We start from the raw sequence: 16255 nt of genomic DNA, 5'->3' as shown, positions 1-16255 counted from the left end.
AAGATGTTCCCCAAAGTTAGTGTAATTGTCCCTGTCTTTAATTGTGAAAAATTCCTTTATAAATGTATAGAAAGTATATGTAAACAAACATATTCAAACATAGAAATTATCGTAGTTAACGATGGTTCAACTGATAATACTGAAAAGATTGTTCTTAAAATGAAAGAACAAGAAAATCGAATTATTTATTATAAACAGGAAAATAGTGGACCATCTGAAGCTCGAAACAAAGGGATTTCACTTTCGAAAGGTGAATATTTGATATTTATTGATTCTGATGATACTGTCGAACCAAGCTACATTGAAATGTTATTAAATGAAATGTTAATTTCTAAAGCTGATTTGGTATGCTGTGGTTATAAAGATATTTCAGAATATGGGATTGTAAATTATTCAGATTTCCATTTTAATAACAGTGCAACTGTACATTCCATTATGGAAATGGTTTGTAATGGAACAGGAGGCGTATTGTGGAGTAAGATCTTCAAAAAAGAACTCATTAGTAAAAATTCGTTAAAGATGGATAAAGATATCTTTATGTCAGAAGATCTAATATTTGTACTACAATATGTTTCAAATTGTAACTCATTTGCTTTACTTAATGAGTATTTATATAATTATAACAGACTAAATCAGGGAAGTATAAGTTCTAATATTTCAATAGATTATTTACAAAACTACATAAGTGTATCTAAGCTTTTAGAAAAGATCTTTATAGAAGCAAACTTCGATAAACAAAAAGCAAAAGAAGTAATTACAAAAAGAATACAAGAGATTGTTATTAAGTTAGTTGAACAACAAAGTTATCATATTAAAGATATTACTAAAAAAAGTTCATTATTAAATGTATATCGAATTTTATCATTAAATTATATTTCCAAGTATATGGATGATTTTTCAACTAACAAATGGCGTTATAAACCGTTTGTTTTTTTTGTGAAGAAAAGATTTATTAGAATGAGTATTATTTATGGAGTCTACCTAAATGGTTTAAGATGTATCAAAAAGAAAATTACTAGTAGAAAGAAAGTGGGTCTATGAAAAAAAAATTACTATTTGTAATTGATTCACTTGAAATTGGTGGAGCAGAAAAAAGTTTAGTATCTTTATTAAATATATTAGATTCTTCAAAATTTGAAATTGATTTAATTTTATTTAAACAAGGCGGAGATCTTGAGAGGTATGTTCCAAATTACATAAATCTTTTTCCACCACCTGAGTACTATCGTTTTTTAAATAATGAAAAATTTAATTTTAGTAAAAATATGATGTTTTTCTACCATAGAATAAAAACATCTCTCAATTTGAGGTTAAATAATATTAAAAAACGTTTGTTGCATAGTGAACAAGTAGTATATAAAAGTATTAATAAAATAATGATAGCTCCTGAAAAAAAGTATGATATAGCAATCGCTTATAGCCAGGGAATGCCAACATACTTTGTAGCACATAAAGTAAATGCCATTAAAAAATTTGCTTGGATAAACACCGACTATGCTAACACTTTATATGATAAAAATATTGATTATGAATCATATAAAAACATAAATAAAATTATAGCTGTATCTAAGAATACAAAATATTCTGTTTCTCAGATTAGAGAAGAATATAATAAAAAGGTAGAAATAATTTTAGATATATTAGATCCAAATTTGATTAATAATATGGCGGCGGAAGAACATCAGGTAGTTGAATTTGATAAGTCAACTGTAAATATATTGACAGTCGGCAGATTAGTCTCAGCAAAAGCATATGAAAAAGCGATTGAAGTGGCTAATTTACTAAAAAAAGAGGGTTATAACTTCAAATGGTTTGCAATTGGAGATGGTCCAGATAGAGAAAAACTTCAGCAATTAATAAAAAAGTTTGATCTAAATGAGTATTTTGTATTACTTGGAAAAAAGTTAAATCCTTATACATATATGAAAAATTGTGACATCTATGTTCAAACATCTATTAAAGAAGGCTTTGGACTTACAGTTTGTGAAGCGAAGATATTAAAAAGGCCGATAGTTTGTACAAACTTCCCTACAGCAAAAGAAATCATCACTCACGAAGAAGATGGGTTAATTGTTGAGCATGATATTCAGAGTATATATTACGGAATAAAAAAATACTTAGATAATGATAATTTCAAGGAAGATATTTTGAAACAATTAAATTTAATAGAGTCTTATAGTTCTGTTAACGAGGTTGAAAAATTCTACGATTTAGTGAGAAATTAAGGTGGTGAATAAAATGAAAAAGGTATTTGTGGATATTTATTTGCAATTTAATTTTGGGGATGATTTATTCTTAGATATCCTAGCAACTAAATTCCCCAATTGTGAATTTACAGTTAACTACCTGGGTAATAATTATGACGAATTTCTCTCGAATTATAATAATGTAAAGAGAAGGAAATATTCTTTTTTTAATAAAATAGGGCAGCGACTTAGACTATCTGATTCGATAACAAACTATGAGAAAGTAGCGGAGGAACATGATGCTATACTATTTATAGGTGGTTCTATTTTCAGAGAAGAAGAATATCATCATACATTATATCAAGATCGATTGAAAATGGTTAAGGAATTTAAGAATCGAGGGAAATCAGTATTTGTTCTTGGGGCGAATTTTGGTCCATTTAAGTCAGAAGTATTTCTCAATGATTACAAAGAAATCTTTGAACTTTGTGACGATGTTTGTTTTAGAGATTTGTATTCGTATAATTTATTTAAAAGTTTTCCACAAGTAAGATATGCACCAGATATTGTATTTCAAATGGATGTTAGTGAATATTTGACTGTTACAGATAAAAAGAGGATTGGATTTTCAATAATAGATGTAAGACATAAACAAGGGTTATCGAAATTTCATGATGACTATATTAGAAGTACAGTAAGAGCGATAGAAATTTTTGTGAATAAGGGATATGAATGCTGTTTAATGTCTTTTTGTGAACACGAGGGAGATTTAAAGGTTATCAATGAAATTAAATCTAATCTATCTTCTGAAATACTAAAAAAAGTATCTATCTATGAGTATAAAGGGAATTTAAAAGAAGCTATTACATTAATGGCTTCTTTTACTATATTTATCGCTGCAAGATTTCATGCTAACATCCTGGCAATCTTACTGGGGATAGGAGTAATACCAATAATATACAGTGAGAAAACTACGAATATGTTAAAAGATATAAAACTAGATGGTATTTTAGTCAATATGAATAACCTACATACACAGTATGATGAAGCAACTTTTACTAAGTCAATTAATAATAAAGTGAACTTAAGTGAGGTTTCACAAGAATCTAAAAAACAATTCATTGTTCTTGAGAAATTAATAAATAAATAATATTAAATGCAGCTCTATGAAAATGAGGAACAGAAAAGAGGAGCAATTTGTGAAAAAAAAAATTTTAGTTAACGCTTATTTTGCAAAGAACTTAGGAGACGATTTATTTTTAAAAGTATTATTTGACAGGTATCCGGATGTAGAATGGTATTTGTTAACTTCAGATAAAAGTTATAAGGAAATATTTTCGCGATATAATAAAGTTAAAATTATTAAGTCTTTAAGTTTAAATATAGGGAAAAGAGAAATTAATTTATTTTATAAAATAAACGACATATTATTGAAATACAAAAAATATGATGCATATTTGATAATCGGTGGGTCAATATTTATGGAATTCCCTTCGTGGGAAGAAAAGTTAAAGCATAGGGAGTATTTACCGAATAAATTCAAGGAGTTAAACAAACAAACCTTTATAATTGGATCAAACTTTGGGCCATTTACTGATGATACATTTATTGAAAAACATAAAGAGTTTTTCAATAAATTCGATGATATTTGTTTTAGAGATAAATACTCTTATAATTTATTTAATGATCTAAATAATGTAAGGGTCTCACCTGATGTAGTATTTAATCTGGAAACTAAATCTAGTAATAAAAAAGAAAAAGTTGTCGGTATATCACTAATAGATATAGAAAAAAGAAAGAACCTTCAGGAATTCTACAATAATTATAATAAAAAAGTGATAGAGTTAATTGAAAAATTTATTGATGTTGGCTATAGTATAAAATTATTTTCTTTTTGTGAAAATGAAGGTGATTTAAGAATTAGCAATTATATTAAAAGCAAAGTTAAAAATAGTAATAATATTAAAGTTATAAATTATGATGGAGATATTGATGAATTTTTAAATCAATTTAAAACTTGTGAAGTAATAGTTGGGACCAGATTTCATTCTATAATATTAGGAATTTTATTTGATTTAAATGTATTTTCAATTATATATAGCGAAAAAACGTATAACGTCCTTAGAGATTTAAATTTAAATACCGAGAGTAACTATTGTTATATTAAAAATATTCAAGAACTTGATGTTGAAACAGTAATTTTTAAAGAAAATAAAATAGAAAATAGAGTAGTTTTAAAAAAGGCAGAAGAACAATTCAAAAGTCTAGATATACATTTAGGTTATTCTTAGTCGATTGAATAACTAACAATAGGTTAATATATTTTGATTATGTGACTAAGTTAAAAAATATACTATTCACTTTGAACATAATAGGAATTTTATGAAGAGTGTGTTAATAGTGTGGAGGATAAATGTGAAAAAGAAGATAATATTTATGATCATAAATATGAATATAGGTGGAACAGAGAAAGCTTTACTGAATATGATATCAGAAATACCGACAGATAAGTATGATATTACACTACTTCTTTTAGAGAAATATGGAGGCTTTTTAAATTACATTCCCAGTGGAGTAAATGTTAAATACTTAACGGAATATAAAAATATAAAAGATCTATATAACAATGCCCCAAATCAGAACATTAAAACTTACATAAGACAAAATAAGTTTCATAAAGCAATTCAGTTATTCTTTTCTTATTATTTATCAAAGTTATTAAGAAATAGAAGTACTTTTTTTAATTATATTTTAAAAGACATACAATCTGATGATATCAACTATGATATTGCTATCGCTTATGCTGGTCCTATGGATCTAATTTCCTATTTTGTATTAAATAAAATAAAGGCAAAGAAAAAATTTCAATGGGTTCATTTCGATGTTTCAAAGATAGCTTTCAATGCAGATTATGAATATAAAATGTATAAAAAATTCGATAAAATTTTTATTGTATCTCAACAAGCTAGGGAAAAGTTTATTAAATTATTACCTTCTTTGAAGGATAAAACAGAGGTAATTCAAAATATAGTTTCACAGCGTTTGATATATAAAGAAATGAAAAGCGCTAATGGATTTTTAGATAATTTTAAAGGAATTAGAATTTTAACAATTGGAAGATTAACATCTGAAAAAGGTCAAGATTTGGCAATAAAAGTGTTATCAAGATTAATTAAGAATGGATATAACATAAAATGGTATTGTATTGGAGATGGAAATTCTCGTAAAAAATACGAACAATTAATAAACGATTACAATCTGAAAAATAACTTTGTACTTTTAGGGTCTGATCCTAATCCTTATCGATATTTAGATGAGTGTGATATATATGTTCAACCATCTAGACATGAAGGGTTCTGTATAACTTTAGCTGAAGCTAAGTGCTTAAATAAGCCTATTGTAACCACTAATTTCTCAGGAGCTAAAGAACAGATAGATCATGGCAGAACCGGTTTAATTGTAGATATAAATGAAAATGATATTTATAATGGTGTGGTTAAATTAATTGAAAATACAAATTTAAGAATAATATTTGAAACTAATCTAAAAAATGATAGTAAATTATCTAAGAGACCTTTAGATAGATTTTATTACTACGCTAAATAATTATTAAGGAAGGGAAAAATATGTCTAAAATAAGTGTGATTGTGCCAGTATACAATGTAGATGAATTTTTACCTAACTGTATTAGTTCGATTTTAGAGCAAACTTATAAAGACATTGAACTCATTCTAATAAATGATGGATCAACTGATAAATCTGGAGAAATATGTAATGAATTTGCTGAAAAAGATGATAGAGTTAAAGTACTTCATAATAAAAATTCGGGCCCTTCTTCAGCACGAAACGCAGGAATTAAATTAGCGCAAGGTGAATTTATTGCCTTTGTAGATGCAGATGACACGATTGAACCTAATATGTATGAAATATTACTAAAACATTCTTTAGAGCATAATGCTGATATAGTTGTTTGTCCTTTTAAAACAATTAACTTAGTTAATAATACCGAAGCTATATCTTCCATAATGAAAGATGCAAATATTATTTTTGATAAACATAAGATAGAGAAACAAATAATACCATCAATCTTAAATAATAAAACATACAGTTTAATGCCAATTTTTAATAAGCTTTATAAAAAATCATTGTTCTATTCCAATAACATAAAGTTTGATACTGAAAAGAGTCATAGTGAGGACGCAAGATTAAATTTCACATTATTAACAATAATTAATAACCTAGTTTATATAGAGCAGCCATTATACAATTACTTCATAAGAGAAAGAGATTCATTAACAAATAAAATTAGAAGTGATCTACATATATACGCTTTTGATAATAAAAATTTTTTGATAGCTCTGAGTAAAAAATATAGTTTAGATAGATATATCAATAATATTAGAGAACATTTTTCGAGAGTTGTTTTGTCTTATTTACAGGAAATTGTAAATAGTGATTTATCTCAAAATCAAAAATATAAAATAATATCGGATATTCTAGGAAATGAAGAATTTAAAAGTGACCTTAACTATATTAAAACATCTTCACTTTATCTGAATTTATTAAAAATTATTTGCAATATTAAAAATGAAAAAATTTGTCTATACTTTATAAAATTCAAACTTAAATTACAATTTTTTATAAATAAGGCTAGTTAAAAATGAGAATAAATAATTCACTTAAAAATATTTTTGTTAGCATACTAGGACAACTCATCTTAATATTTTTAGGATTTGTGTCTCGCAAAGTGTTTTTGGATAGTTTAGGAATAGAGTACTTAGGTATAAATGGTTTACTAACCAATGTTATATCCTTACTCGCATTGGTGGAAAGTGGAATAGGTGCTAGTATAGTATTTTTTTTATATAAGCCATTAGCTGAAAAAGATACTCCTAAAATAATTGCATTGGTACAGTTATATAAAAAGGCGTATATAATAATAGTTATTATTATTACTATCTTAAGTATTGGGCTCTATCCATTTTTAGAAAAGTTAATTAATATAAACGAGATAGATTTATCTTTCTCAATAATATACTTTCTATTTGTAGCTAAAAATATTATTTATTATTTGAATGCACATAGAGTAGCATTGATTAATGCAGATCAAAAGGAATATATACTTGCTCGAATAAATATCATATTCCAAGTAATTACAACAGTTGCAAAAATTTTAGTATTAATTGAAACTCAAAATTTCATATTCTATTTAACAATTGAATTAATAATATACATTATTCAAACAGTTTATAATGGAATGGTCGTAGAAAGAAAATATTCTTATTTAAAAACAAACGTAAAATATTCAATAAATAAAGAAGAAAAAGCGGGTTTAATTAAAAATATTAAAGCATTATTTTTACATAATATTGGTGGTTTTGTCTTACTTGGTACAGATAATATTTTGATATCTGCTTTCATTGGAATTGCTACAGTAGGTATTTATTCAAATTATACAATGATAATTGGACAATTAAATTCCCTATTATCTCCCATATTAAATGGTATTGGTGCAAGTGTTGGGAATTTAATTGCTACTGAAAATACGGAAAAAAGGTATGCAGTATTTAAAACAGTTTATTTAGTAAACTTTTGGGTCTATTCAATTAGTACTATATTCTTATTTAATTTGTTGGAACCTTTTATTAATTGGTGGCTTGGAAAAGGGCTTCTATTAGATAAATATATATTAATAATATTATTAATTAACTTTTACTTAACAGGTATGAGATCATCAATTTTTACTTTTAAAGCAAAAGGAGGAATATTTGTACAGGATAAATATATTCCATTGATAGGTGCTTTTATTAACTTAATTTTATCCATTGTGTTTGTAAGGATATTTGGTTTATTTGGTATATTTTTAGGTACAACTATTAGTACTTTAAGTGTCTTTTGGATAGGTCCGCGGCTGGTTTATAGAAATATATTTAATAAGCATGTTACTCCTTATTTTATTAAATATATTTACTATTTCTTATTAACTATTATTATGTGCTATATCACTAATTATATCTGTAGTAATCTTTTAACTGAAAATACTTTATTAACATTAGTCCTTAGGGGAACTGTCTGTTTGTTTATTGCTAATTCCTTCTACTTAATAATCTTTTATAGAAGTGAAGAATTTATATATATAAAAGATATTTTTCTTAGTAATTTATCAAGTATTAAGAAAAAGTTTAAATCTGTACGATGCTAGTCCCAAAAATACAAATGTGCTAAATGACAATGAAACTAAGAAAGGATTGTCAGACGTAGTGAAAGACTATTTTGTTTCACATTCACCTGATTTTAATCTAAAGTAGAAAAAAGGTCGAAAACCTCTGATTAGAACTAGAGGTTTTCGACCTTTTTTCAGTATACTCTTAATTATTATTGGGAATGTTTTGAAATAGTAAAATAATTATAGAATAGGAAAATTACAATATGACGAAAAGATTAGAAACAATTGATATAGTAAGGGGAATTACGATATTATTAGTTGTAGTTGGACATACTGAGGCTCCAGTATGGTTAAATGGTTTCTTAAAATATTTCCGGATGCCTTTATTTTTTTTAGTATCCAGGTTATTTATTTAGCACTACAAAGTATATTAACAATATTAGTAAGCTAATATCAAATCGATTTTGGACTTTACTTGTTCCTTATTTCTCTGCGGGGATTTTTTCTTTATTTTTCACATTTCTTTTACAGTATTTAGGCCGAGGTAATGTTAATTTGAATAACCAGTTATTTGGAATTCTATATGGTAATGGTGAATGGTTGGTGAATATTCCCGTATGGTTTTTGGTTTGCTTATTTTGTTCGCAAGTAGTATTTTGTTTTACATATAAACATATACAAAGATTTAATATATTTTTTCAAACTTTATTTTATTTGTTATTGGGGATAATTGGTTTTATTATTAGTAAAATTATATACTTACCGTGGGGTTTAGATATTGCACTGGTTTCACAACTCTTTTTATTTATTGGTTATAAATTCAAAGAACACAAAATAATAGAAAAAAGAGTTAGATTATTTAGCTCTTTTACAATTTTATTAACTGTTATATTCATGATTTCTATTCTTATTAATCCTCCAGTTGATATGAATACTAGAGAATACAACAATATCATATTGTTCTACCTAGGTGGAATTTCTGGAAGTATATTAGTTTTAAAATGTTGCGTATTAATTTCTCCTGTTCGTTCAGTAGTAAGCGCACTTAAGTATATTGGTAGAGATTCATTGATTATTTTAAGTTTTCATTTTGTATTTGGTTTTATTACAGTCGGATTAGTGTACTATTTATTTTTTGATAAATATCCTAGTTGGTATATTAATTGGATTTTCAGTGTATTAATTTCATTGTTAATAGGAGTTGGGATAAAAAAAATACCAATATTAAATATTTTGTTTTATGGTAAAAAATACGAATACAGTAGATTTTATAACAAAAAGATTCGATATAAATTTATAAATTTTAAGCGTTCAGTTTAAATTTCGCCGTATAATAAATATAGTTTAGATCCAAAGGATTAAATGGTAAGCATTGAAAAAGAATGCAAAAAAAATATCACTTATGAAGAAATAAGAATTTTTTGAAACTAATTATATTGTATGGATAACTCAGTCTTTATTTTCATAATTTATAATTGGGAGAGTGAGAAAATGTTTTGGATAAAATATCATCATCTCCCAACTATAATATTCAGGGTTTACTCATGGAAAAGTAGTTAGGTTCCTTAAATACTGGAACCTAACTGTAAATTTAAATTTTGAGTAAAAACAATATTAGACTTGATATTTTCATTATTTTGAGCAATCAATTTTGTTTTTGGTATAGCTAATGTTGAACCATTTTTTCTATATGCACCGTCAATAGTAAGAGTTCCTTTAGTATTATTTCCTGAATTGTTAGTTGTTACAATTGTATTATCGGATAGATTTAGATAATTTTCAGTAAAAACCCTTAATGTATACATACTACTAAGAGCAACACTTTTGTCTATTACACTAAAAGTATTATTAGTTATATCTAACCTCGGTATATAACTAAAAGAAACTCCAGGTCCTCTAGCTTCATGAACAGCTGTTCCTAAAGGAGCATCCCAAATAACTTTGTTGTTTATAAAACTATGAGCAACGTAACTATTATCTTTGGCCAACACTTCAGTTGGACTAAACAAACCTGCACCATCAAACCTAAGTGATAGATTATTAAAAATTGAATTTTCAACACGCATAGAATCGGTTACAACTATTGACGAATAGTTTATTTTATTACCACTATGAATAAATTTGCAATTTTCAATAACTAGATTTTTTGTTTTTACAAGATTTCCTCCGCCATTATCATATGTTAAAAATTTCACGTTTGAAAAGTGCACATTTTCAGAAGTATTCCCTGTTGCTACCCAACGATTACATCTTCTAATATCAAATAACGAATCATGTATTTCAAGATATTCACTACCGAAGGAAAATGAGTCAATTTTACCAGGATCATCGAAAGTAAACTTACAATTAATAATTTTTGTTGTCTCACCACCAAAATGAATACCAGATTTTGAAAATACACAATTCTCTAAAGTGGTGTTTCCTCCATTAATACTAAATGTATGGCCAAAGATAGAATCGTTTCTAAACGTACAAAATGTACCATCCTGTTCAACACCACTAGTTATAGATCTACCATTAATACTACCATAGTACATATTATTTAAAGAAAAATAATCATCTCCACTGCCAGAGAAAACAAATGGTCCTCTAAATTTATTATTTTCAACATGTACTCCTCTAGTGCTAATACAGACAAATGCTCCTGCTCTGTTGTCATATATATTACAGTTTCTAATCGTTATTTTTTGATTCGCCATGTAACCATCTTCAATATCGATTCCATATCCCGGATTGGTACCTGTTGATTTACTCATCGGATTGCTATTATTATAAATCTCACAACTATCAAATGTTACAAATCTTCCACCATTAATTGATGCACCTAGTCTTCTATTTTTATGTGATTTACAATTTGAAAAATTTATATACTGCGGAATTTTAGCGCACATGACATAATGTAAGTTACCGCTCATTAAATCGAAGTTCTGTAAAAATGAGAATCTTACTTTTGTTGTACCCTCGGGTAATGATTCTAAATAGATAAATTCATAAGAACGAGTATTTCTAAAACCTAGATAGGTATTATCGGCTTTGTAAAAATGCACTTTTATTACAGTTTTATTGAGGTTACTTCCGGTACCATATCCACCATAGCCATCACCAGAATAATAAAAGTATCCAACAGATTTTACTAAGTTGCCAGTAACATCAAAAAATTTTGAAACTGTAGTAAAGTCGGTCTTTGTATTATCAATATTTCCTTGACTATTAATATCTCCCTTTGCAAAATGTCCTGGATGTTGAGCTCCACCTATTGCAGAAAAATCCATTGAAGTTACAATTCCATCTCCAGTACATTCAAATGTTTCACAATCTTTTATTGAAATGTTATAACATGAATTTTTACATTCAATCCCATGTCCCCATTCATGAGTGCCACCACTTGAATAATTATGAGTTTCTCTATCACCTTTTACAGTAGCACCTTCAATTGTAACGTTTTTAATGCCATCACAAGTCAGAATAGAATATTTTGTGAGATTATTTGATTCTTTAATGAACAAACAATCATAAAATTTATAATGTGTGTTACTTCTCAGTAATATAGAAGAATTTTTATCAATAAGATACTGACCTTTTGGTACTACAACAGTATAAAGATTATTATCTTTTGCCCATAAAAATGCACTATTAATACCATTCGTCGTATTCAAAGCATCTGTTCCATCATTCTTAATACCCCAGCGATCAAGTTCTACTACATAGATTGCATTAGAACTAACCATAAAAAATATCATTCCTCCTATTTTAAAAATAATATTGCGTTTACTATATTAAATGCTAGTAATTATCAAAATGCTTGGACAAAATTGTAATAATAAAAATGGTTGTATATTAAAACTTACATATCTAATTGTTTCTTACGGGATTTATTAGTTAAATATCCCGAAAAGGTTGAATAATAATTAGCAGGAGTGTAATATGAAAATGTATTCTTTATAAAGAACATTTTTGGGAATCTTACAATTTTCCCCCTAAATGTGAAAATAAACTATTTTAATTATAGGGAAGGTGTAAGGAGTAGATATCAATCAAATTCATTCATATGTTACTGCGAATACATTCTTTATTAAGAATTAAGTTAGAGTTTTCCCACTACTCAATCATTACTATTAAGAATAAATCTTTCGGAGGTTAAATCTATGGCAATTCTAATCACAGGCGGAGCAGGTTATATTGGATCCCACACATGCGTAGAATTATTAAACGCGGGATATGAAATAGTTGTACTCGATAATTTATCCAACAGTAAAAACAATTCACTCGATCGAATTAGAGAAATAACAGCAAAGGATTTAAAATTTTATCAATCAGATTTGTTAAACAAGGAAGAATTACGAACTATATTTACTAAAAACAATATAGAAGCAGTCATTCATTTTGCAGGATTAAAAGCTGTTGGAGAATCAGTTTCGATACCTCTGCATTATTATCACAATAATATCACTGGATCATTAATTTTATGTGAGGTAATGGAGGAATTCGGGGTCTATAATATGGTATTCAGTTCATCGGCTACTGTTTATGGGATACAAGATCAAGTTCCACTTTCAGAGAAATTACCCCTTCAAGCTACGAATCCTTATGGAAGAACAAAATTAATGATTGAGGAAATCTTACGTGATATTTATATTTCGAATAATAATTGGAGTATAGCCTTGCTGCGTTACTTTAATCCAGTAGGTGCTCACCCTAGTGGTCTGATAGGTGAAGATCCAAATGGCATACCAAATAATCTTATTCCATATATTAATCAGGTAGCTGTTGGAAAATTAACTGATCTAAAAGTTTTTGGGGACGACTATGCTACACATGATGGAACTGGTGTTAGAGATTATATTCATGTTGTTGATCTTGCTGCAGGTCATTTGAAAGCATTAGAAAAGGTTATGAAGGTAAAAGGGGTGGATGCATATAACCTTGGCACGGGTAATGGTTATAGTGTTTTGGAGATGATTAAAGCTTTTGAAGATGTTTCTGGAAGAGATATTCATTATAAAATAGTAGAAAGACGACCTGGAGATATCGCAATAAGCTATGCAGATGTTACAAAAGCGGAAAAAGAATTACAGTGGAAAGCTGAAAGAGGATTAAAGGAAATGTGTGAAGACTCTTGGCGGTGGCAGGTAAATAATCCAAATGGATTTAATAGTGATATTAATGATAAGAAAAAGCTTATTTCTTTGTAGCATTACAGTTTCTTCTTGTTCGCATCTTTAACAGTATATTAGGTTTAAAAAAATTGTTAAATTACGCTATTGCGTTCTTAATAAAATTATAGTATTGTTCTTTATATAGTATTTATTTTATATAAATTCCGCTTATTTATATCCAATTGTTCTTTATTAAGAAGTTATAAAGGTTTTTTAAAGTAGGAATAAGTAATTCCCTCAATTTACTTATCTATTGAGATTTATAATATAGTAAGAAATTAGTTTAATTGTTTAGCTATAACCAAATTTACTTATAGCAGCTTTTGTGAACAATATATTATATCGTTCTTTATTAAGAATTAACTTTGTAATAAATTATTATGAATCCTGTTATATAGAAATTGGAAACTTCAATAGAGCTATAAGAGAGGTTTACGAAAATGTTCAAAAAAGTTTGTACTCGATGCTTAAATCAATCATTTAGCAGTACAAAAATAGACCGTTGGCAATGTCCTCACTGTGGGTTTGACCTTAAAGAGGTAAGAGCTTTTAGTGTTGATCACTCTTTTAATATTTTAGATACAAATAAACGCATTAACCAACATCGAGGCAGGATGAATTATAAAAGCAGAATAAACTAAAACATATTGGGATTTTGGAGGAACGACATGAGTGCAATTGCTGGCATAATTAATTTTAGTAACGAGCCTATCCCATATGAATATTGCAGAAATATTATGAAGTCACTAGAGAGATACCCAGCTGATGATGTACAACTTTTACAGAAGGAAAATGTTTTTTTGGGGTGTCACTCCCAATGGATTACACCTGAGTCAGTTGGAGAGAAGTTACCGTATTTTGATGCGGAGAGAAGGTTAGCGATAACTGCAGATGCCATAATTGACAATCGTGATGATCTGTTTGAGAGATTACAAGTTCCTCTGGAAAAAAGAAAAACTATTAAAGATAGTGAATTAATATTACTTTCCTACCATAAATGGGGAGAAAAGTCCCCAAAGTATTTACTTGGTGATTTTGCTTACATAATTTGGGATGAAAGAAGTAGAAAAATATTTGGCGCTAGAGATTTTTCGGGCAACAGGACCCTCTATTATCATCAAAACGGACAACAATTTTTATTTTGTACAGTAATGAACCCTTTATTGTCTGTACCCTGTATTAAAAAGCAATTAAATGAACAATGGTTAGCTGAATTTATTTCGAATCCTGGTATGCATGAATCTGTTGATATTTTCTCATCCGTCTATCAAGAGATAAAACAAGTGCCTCCATCACATTCAATATCCATCACGAATAATAACATTGTATTTAATAGATACATAACCCTGACAACAGAGGGGGAAAAACAAAAATTTAAAACTAATGAAGAGTACGAAACTGCCTTTCGTGAAGTATTTAAACAGTCAGTATCTTGCAGGCTACGCACACAACATAAGGTTGGAGCCCATTTAAGTGGTGGTTTGGACTCTGGCTCAGTTGTTAGTTTTGCTGCAAAAAGTTTAGAGAAAGAAAATAAAAAACTCCATACATTTAGTTATATACCACTTGAAGGTTTTATAGATTGGACTCCTAAAAGTAGGGTGGCTGATGAAACCCCTTTTATTAAATCTACTGTTAATTATGTAGGGAATATAAATGATCAATATTATCGCTTCGAGGGAAAAAGTGCATTTTCAGACATTGATGAATGGTTAAATATTCTTGAAATGCCATATAAGTTCTTTGAAAATTCCTATTGGATGAAGGGGATGTATGAGATTGCCCAAGAGCAAGGTATCGGAATACTCTTAAATGGAAAAAGAGGAAATTACACAATATCCTGGGGCCCTGCACTAGATTATCAAAGTGCTTTATTGAAGAAATTAAAGTGGATAAAACTTTATAAAGAATTGGATAAGTATAGTAAAAATCGTGGGATAAAAAAATCAAGGTTATTTTCGATCATTACTAAAAAGGCATTTCCTGTTTTAAGAAATAAAGATATTTTTTATTCAATTCCAAGTTTTATTAATCCAAGTTTTGCAAAAAGAACAAATGTTTTTGAAAGACTTAAAGATCATGGTGTAGATACAGATGGTTCCTCAGTTTCAGATGCATATGAAGGTAGAAGGAAACAATTTGATCAGTTGTTTTTTTGGGGGCTAACTGGAACTAACAGTACAAAATTATCTTTACAATATTCATTAATTGAAAGGGATCCTACCAATGATTTAAGAGTTATTAAATTTTGTTTAGGTGTTCCTGAAAATCAATATGTGCAAAATGGATTAGATCGAGCGCTAATAAGAAGATCAACGATGGGCTACCTCCCTGATAATGTTCGTTTGAATCAACGGAAAAGAGGAGTCCAGGGAGCTGATGGGATTCAAAGAATGGCTCATGACTGGGGATTATTTACAAAAGAACTAGAATTTTGTCTTAAAGATCCAGTGTTAACAGAGTTCGTGAATTCTGATGTTATCCAAGAAGCCTTGTCCAATATCAGACTTAATCCAAAACCAGAATTAATTTTTCATGAGGATTTTAAGATACTGATGAGAACGATAATCCTTTATCGTTTCTTAAAAAAACAATGAAGGGAGGTGAAAATAGTGAAAAAAAATTGGCAATCACCATTACTAGAAGTTCTTGATCTTAAAGAAACAATGGCAGGACCGGGGTTAAGATATGTTGATACTGAGCAAAACGATCCAGATCCAGAAGATGCAGATCATTACAGCTAGAAT

At 28.0% G+C, this 16255-nt stretch carries 13 protein-coding genes; 12 read left to right on the top strand and 1 reads right to left on the bottom strand.

From position 1 onward, the window contains the following. The first annotated feature begins 3 nt into the window (after positions 1-3). The 9 genes from HUW50_RS00680 to HUW50_RS00640 all read left to right on the top strand — a co-directional run bounded on the left by HUW50_RS00680 (position 4) and on the right by HUW50_RS00640 (position 9672). Positions 4-1041: a glycosyltransferase family 2 protein gene (locus tag HUW50_RS00680; protein WP_185653597.1), complete on the top strand. Its 1038-nt coding sequence runs from the start codon at positions 4-6 to the stop codon at positions 1039-1041. Further along, positions 1038-2225, top strand: coding sequence for a glycosyltransferase (locus HUW50_RS00675; RefSeq protein WP_185653596.1), 1188 nt, complete (start codon positions 1038-1040; stop codon positions 2223-2225). Before HUW50_RS00680 ends, HUW50_RS00675 begins: the two co-directional genes overlap by 4 nt. A gap of 13 nt (positions 2226-2238) precedes the next feature. Beyond that, positions 2239-3336, top strand: a complete 1098-nt coding sequence (locus HUW50_RS00670) for a polysaccharide pyruvyl transferase family protein (RefSeq protein WP_260445638.1) — start codon at positions 2239-2241, stop codon at positions 3334-3336. 49 nt (positions 3337-3385) lie between these two features. Beyond that, positions 3386-4477 carry a polysaccharide pyruvyl transferase family protein gene (locus HUW50_RS00665; RefSeq protein WP_185653595.1) on the top strand — a complete coding sequence of 364 codons (1092 nt, stop codon included), beginning with the start codon at positions 3386-3388 and terminating at the stop codon, positions 4475-4477. A 124-nt stretch (positions 4478-4601) separates the two neighbouring features. Further along, complete coding sequence (locus HUW50_RS00660; RefSeq protein WP_221629144.1) at positions 4602-5792, top strand: glycosyltransferase; 1191 nt, start codon at positions 4602-4604, stop codon at positions 5790-5792. Between the two features lie 20 nt (positions 5793-5812). Beyond that, the gene (locus HUW50_RS00655; RefSeq protein ID WP_185653594.1) at positions 5813-6844 is read left to right on the top strand and encodes a glycosyltransferase; all 1032 of its coding nucleotides are present in this window, start codon (positions 5813-5815) and stop codon (positions 6842-6844) included. Positions 6845-6846: 2 nt separating this feature from the next. After that, on the top strand, positions 6847-8388 hold the full coding sequence (locus tag HUW50_RS00650; protein ID WP_185653593.1) for a lipopolysaccharide biosynthesis protein: 1542 nt from the start codon (positions 6847-6849) through the stop codon (positions 8386-8388). Positions 8389-8615: 227 nt separating this feature from the next. Continuing rightward, a complete protein-coding gene (locus HUW50_RS00645; protein ID WP_185653592.1) occupies positions 8616-8768 on the top strand; it encodes a hypothetical protein in 153 nt (50 codons plus the stop codon). A gap of 13 nt (positions 8769-8781) precedes the next feature. Next, complete coding sequence (locus HUW50_RS00640) at positions 8782-9672, top strand: acyltransferase family protein (protein WP_185654023.1); 891 nt, start codon at positions 8782-8784, stop codon at positions 9670-9672. 245 nt (positions 9673-9917) lie between these two features. Here HUW50_RS00640 and HUW50_RS00635 read toward each other — a convergent pair whose 3' ends face one another. Then, positions 9918-12080: a right-handed parallel beta-helix repeat-containing protein gene (locus HUW50_RS00635; RefSeq protein ID WP_185653591.1), complete on the bottom strand. Its 2163-nt coding sequence runs from the start codon at positions 12078-12080 to the stop codon at positions 9918-9920. Between the two features lie 417 nt (positions 12081-12497). Here HUW50_RS00635 and galE point away from each other — a divergent pair, with 417 nt between their 5' ends. The 3 genes from galE (at position 12498) to HUW50_RS00620 (ending at position 16252) form a co-directional block, all read left to right on the top strand. Next, on the top strand, positions 12498-13544 hold the full coding sequence (gene galE / locus HUW50_RS00630) for a UDP-glucose 4-epimerase GalE (protein WP_185653590.1): 1047 nt from the start codon (positions 12498-12500) through the stop codon (positions 13542-13544). Between the two features lie 632 nt (positions 13545-14176). Further along, positions 14177-16105, top strand: coding sequence for an asparagine synthase-related protein (locus HUW50_RS00625; protein ID WP_185653589.1), 1929 nt, complete (start codon positions 14177-14179; stop codon positions 16103-16105). A gap of 15 nt (positions 16106-16120) precedes the next feature. Beyond that, positions 16121-16252: a paeninodin family lasso peptide gene (locus tag HUW50_RS00620; RefSeq protein ID WP_185653588.1), complete on the top strand. Its 132-nt coding sequence runs from the start codon at positions 16121-16123 to the stop codon at positions 16250-16252. Positions 16253-16255 lie beyond the last annotated feature (3 nt).

The organism is Metabacillus sp. KUDC1714 (assembly GCF_014217835.1).
Lineage (GTDB): Bacteria > Bacillota > Bacilli > Bacillales > Bacillaceae > Metabacillus > Metabacillus rhizosphaerae.
The sequence above is the reverse complement of the archived record's forward strand: the minus strand, read 5'-3'. Positions and strand labels throughout refer to the sequence as shown.

Excerpts from the sequence above, each read along its gene's own strand:
- HUW50_RS00680 (WP_185653597.1), top strand. The coding sequence starts at position 4 with ATGTTCCCCAAAGTTAGTGTAATTGTCCCTGTCTTTAATTGTGAAAAA.
- HUW50_RS00675 (WP_185653596.1), top strand. The coding sequence starts at position 1,038 with ATGAAAAAAAAATTACTATTTGTAATTGATTCACTTGAAATTGGTGGA.
- HUW50_RS00670 (WP_260445638.1), top strand. The coding sequence starts at position 2,239 with ATGAAAAAGGTATTTGTGGATATTTATTTGCAATTTAATTTTGGGGAT.
- HUW50_RS00655 (WP_185653594.1), top strand. The coding sequence starts at position 5,813 with ATGTCTAAAATAAGTGTGATTGTGCCAGTATACAATGTAGATGAATTT.
- HUW50_RS00650 (WP_185653593.1), top strand. The coding sequence starts at position 6,847 with ATGAGAATAAATAATTCACTTAAAAATATTTTTGTTAGCATACTAGGA.
- HUW50_RS00645 (WP_185653592.1), top strand. The coding sequence starts at position 8,616 with ATGACGAAAAGATTAGAAACAATTGATATAGTAAGGGGAATTACGATA.
- HUW50_RS00635 (WP_185653591.1), bottom strand. The coding sequence starts at position 12,080 with ATGGTTAGTTCTAATGCAATCTATGTAGTAGAACTTGATCGCTGGGGT.
- galE (WP_185653590.1), top strand. The coding sequence starts at position 12,498 with ATGGCAATTCTAATCACAGGCGGAGCAGGTTATATTGGATCCCACACA.
- HUW50_RS00625 (WP_185653589.1), top strand. The coding sequence starts at position 14,177 with ATGAGTGCAATTGCTGGCATAATTAATTTTAGTAACGAGCCTATCCCA.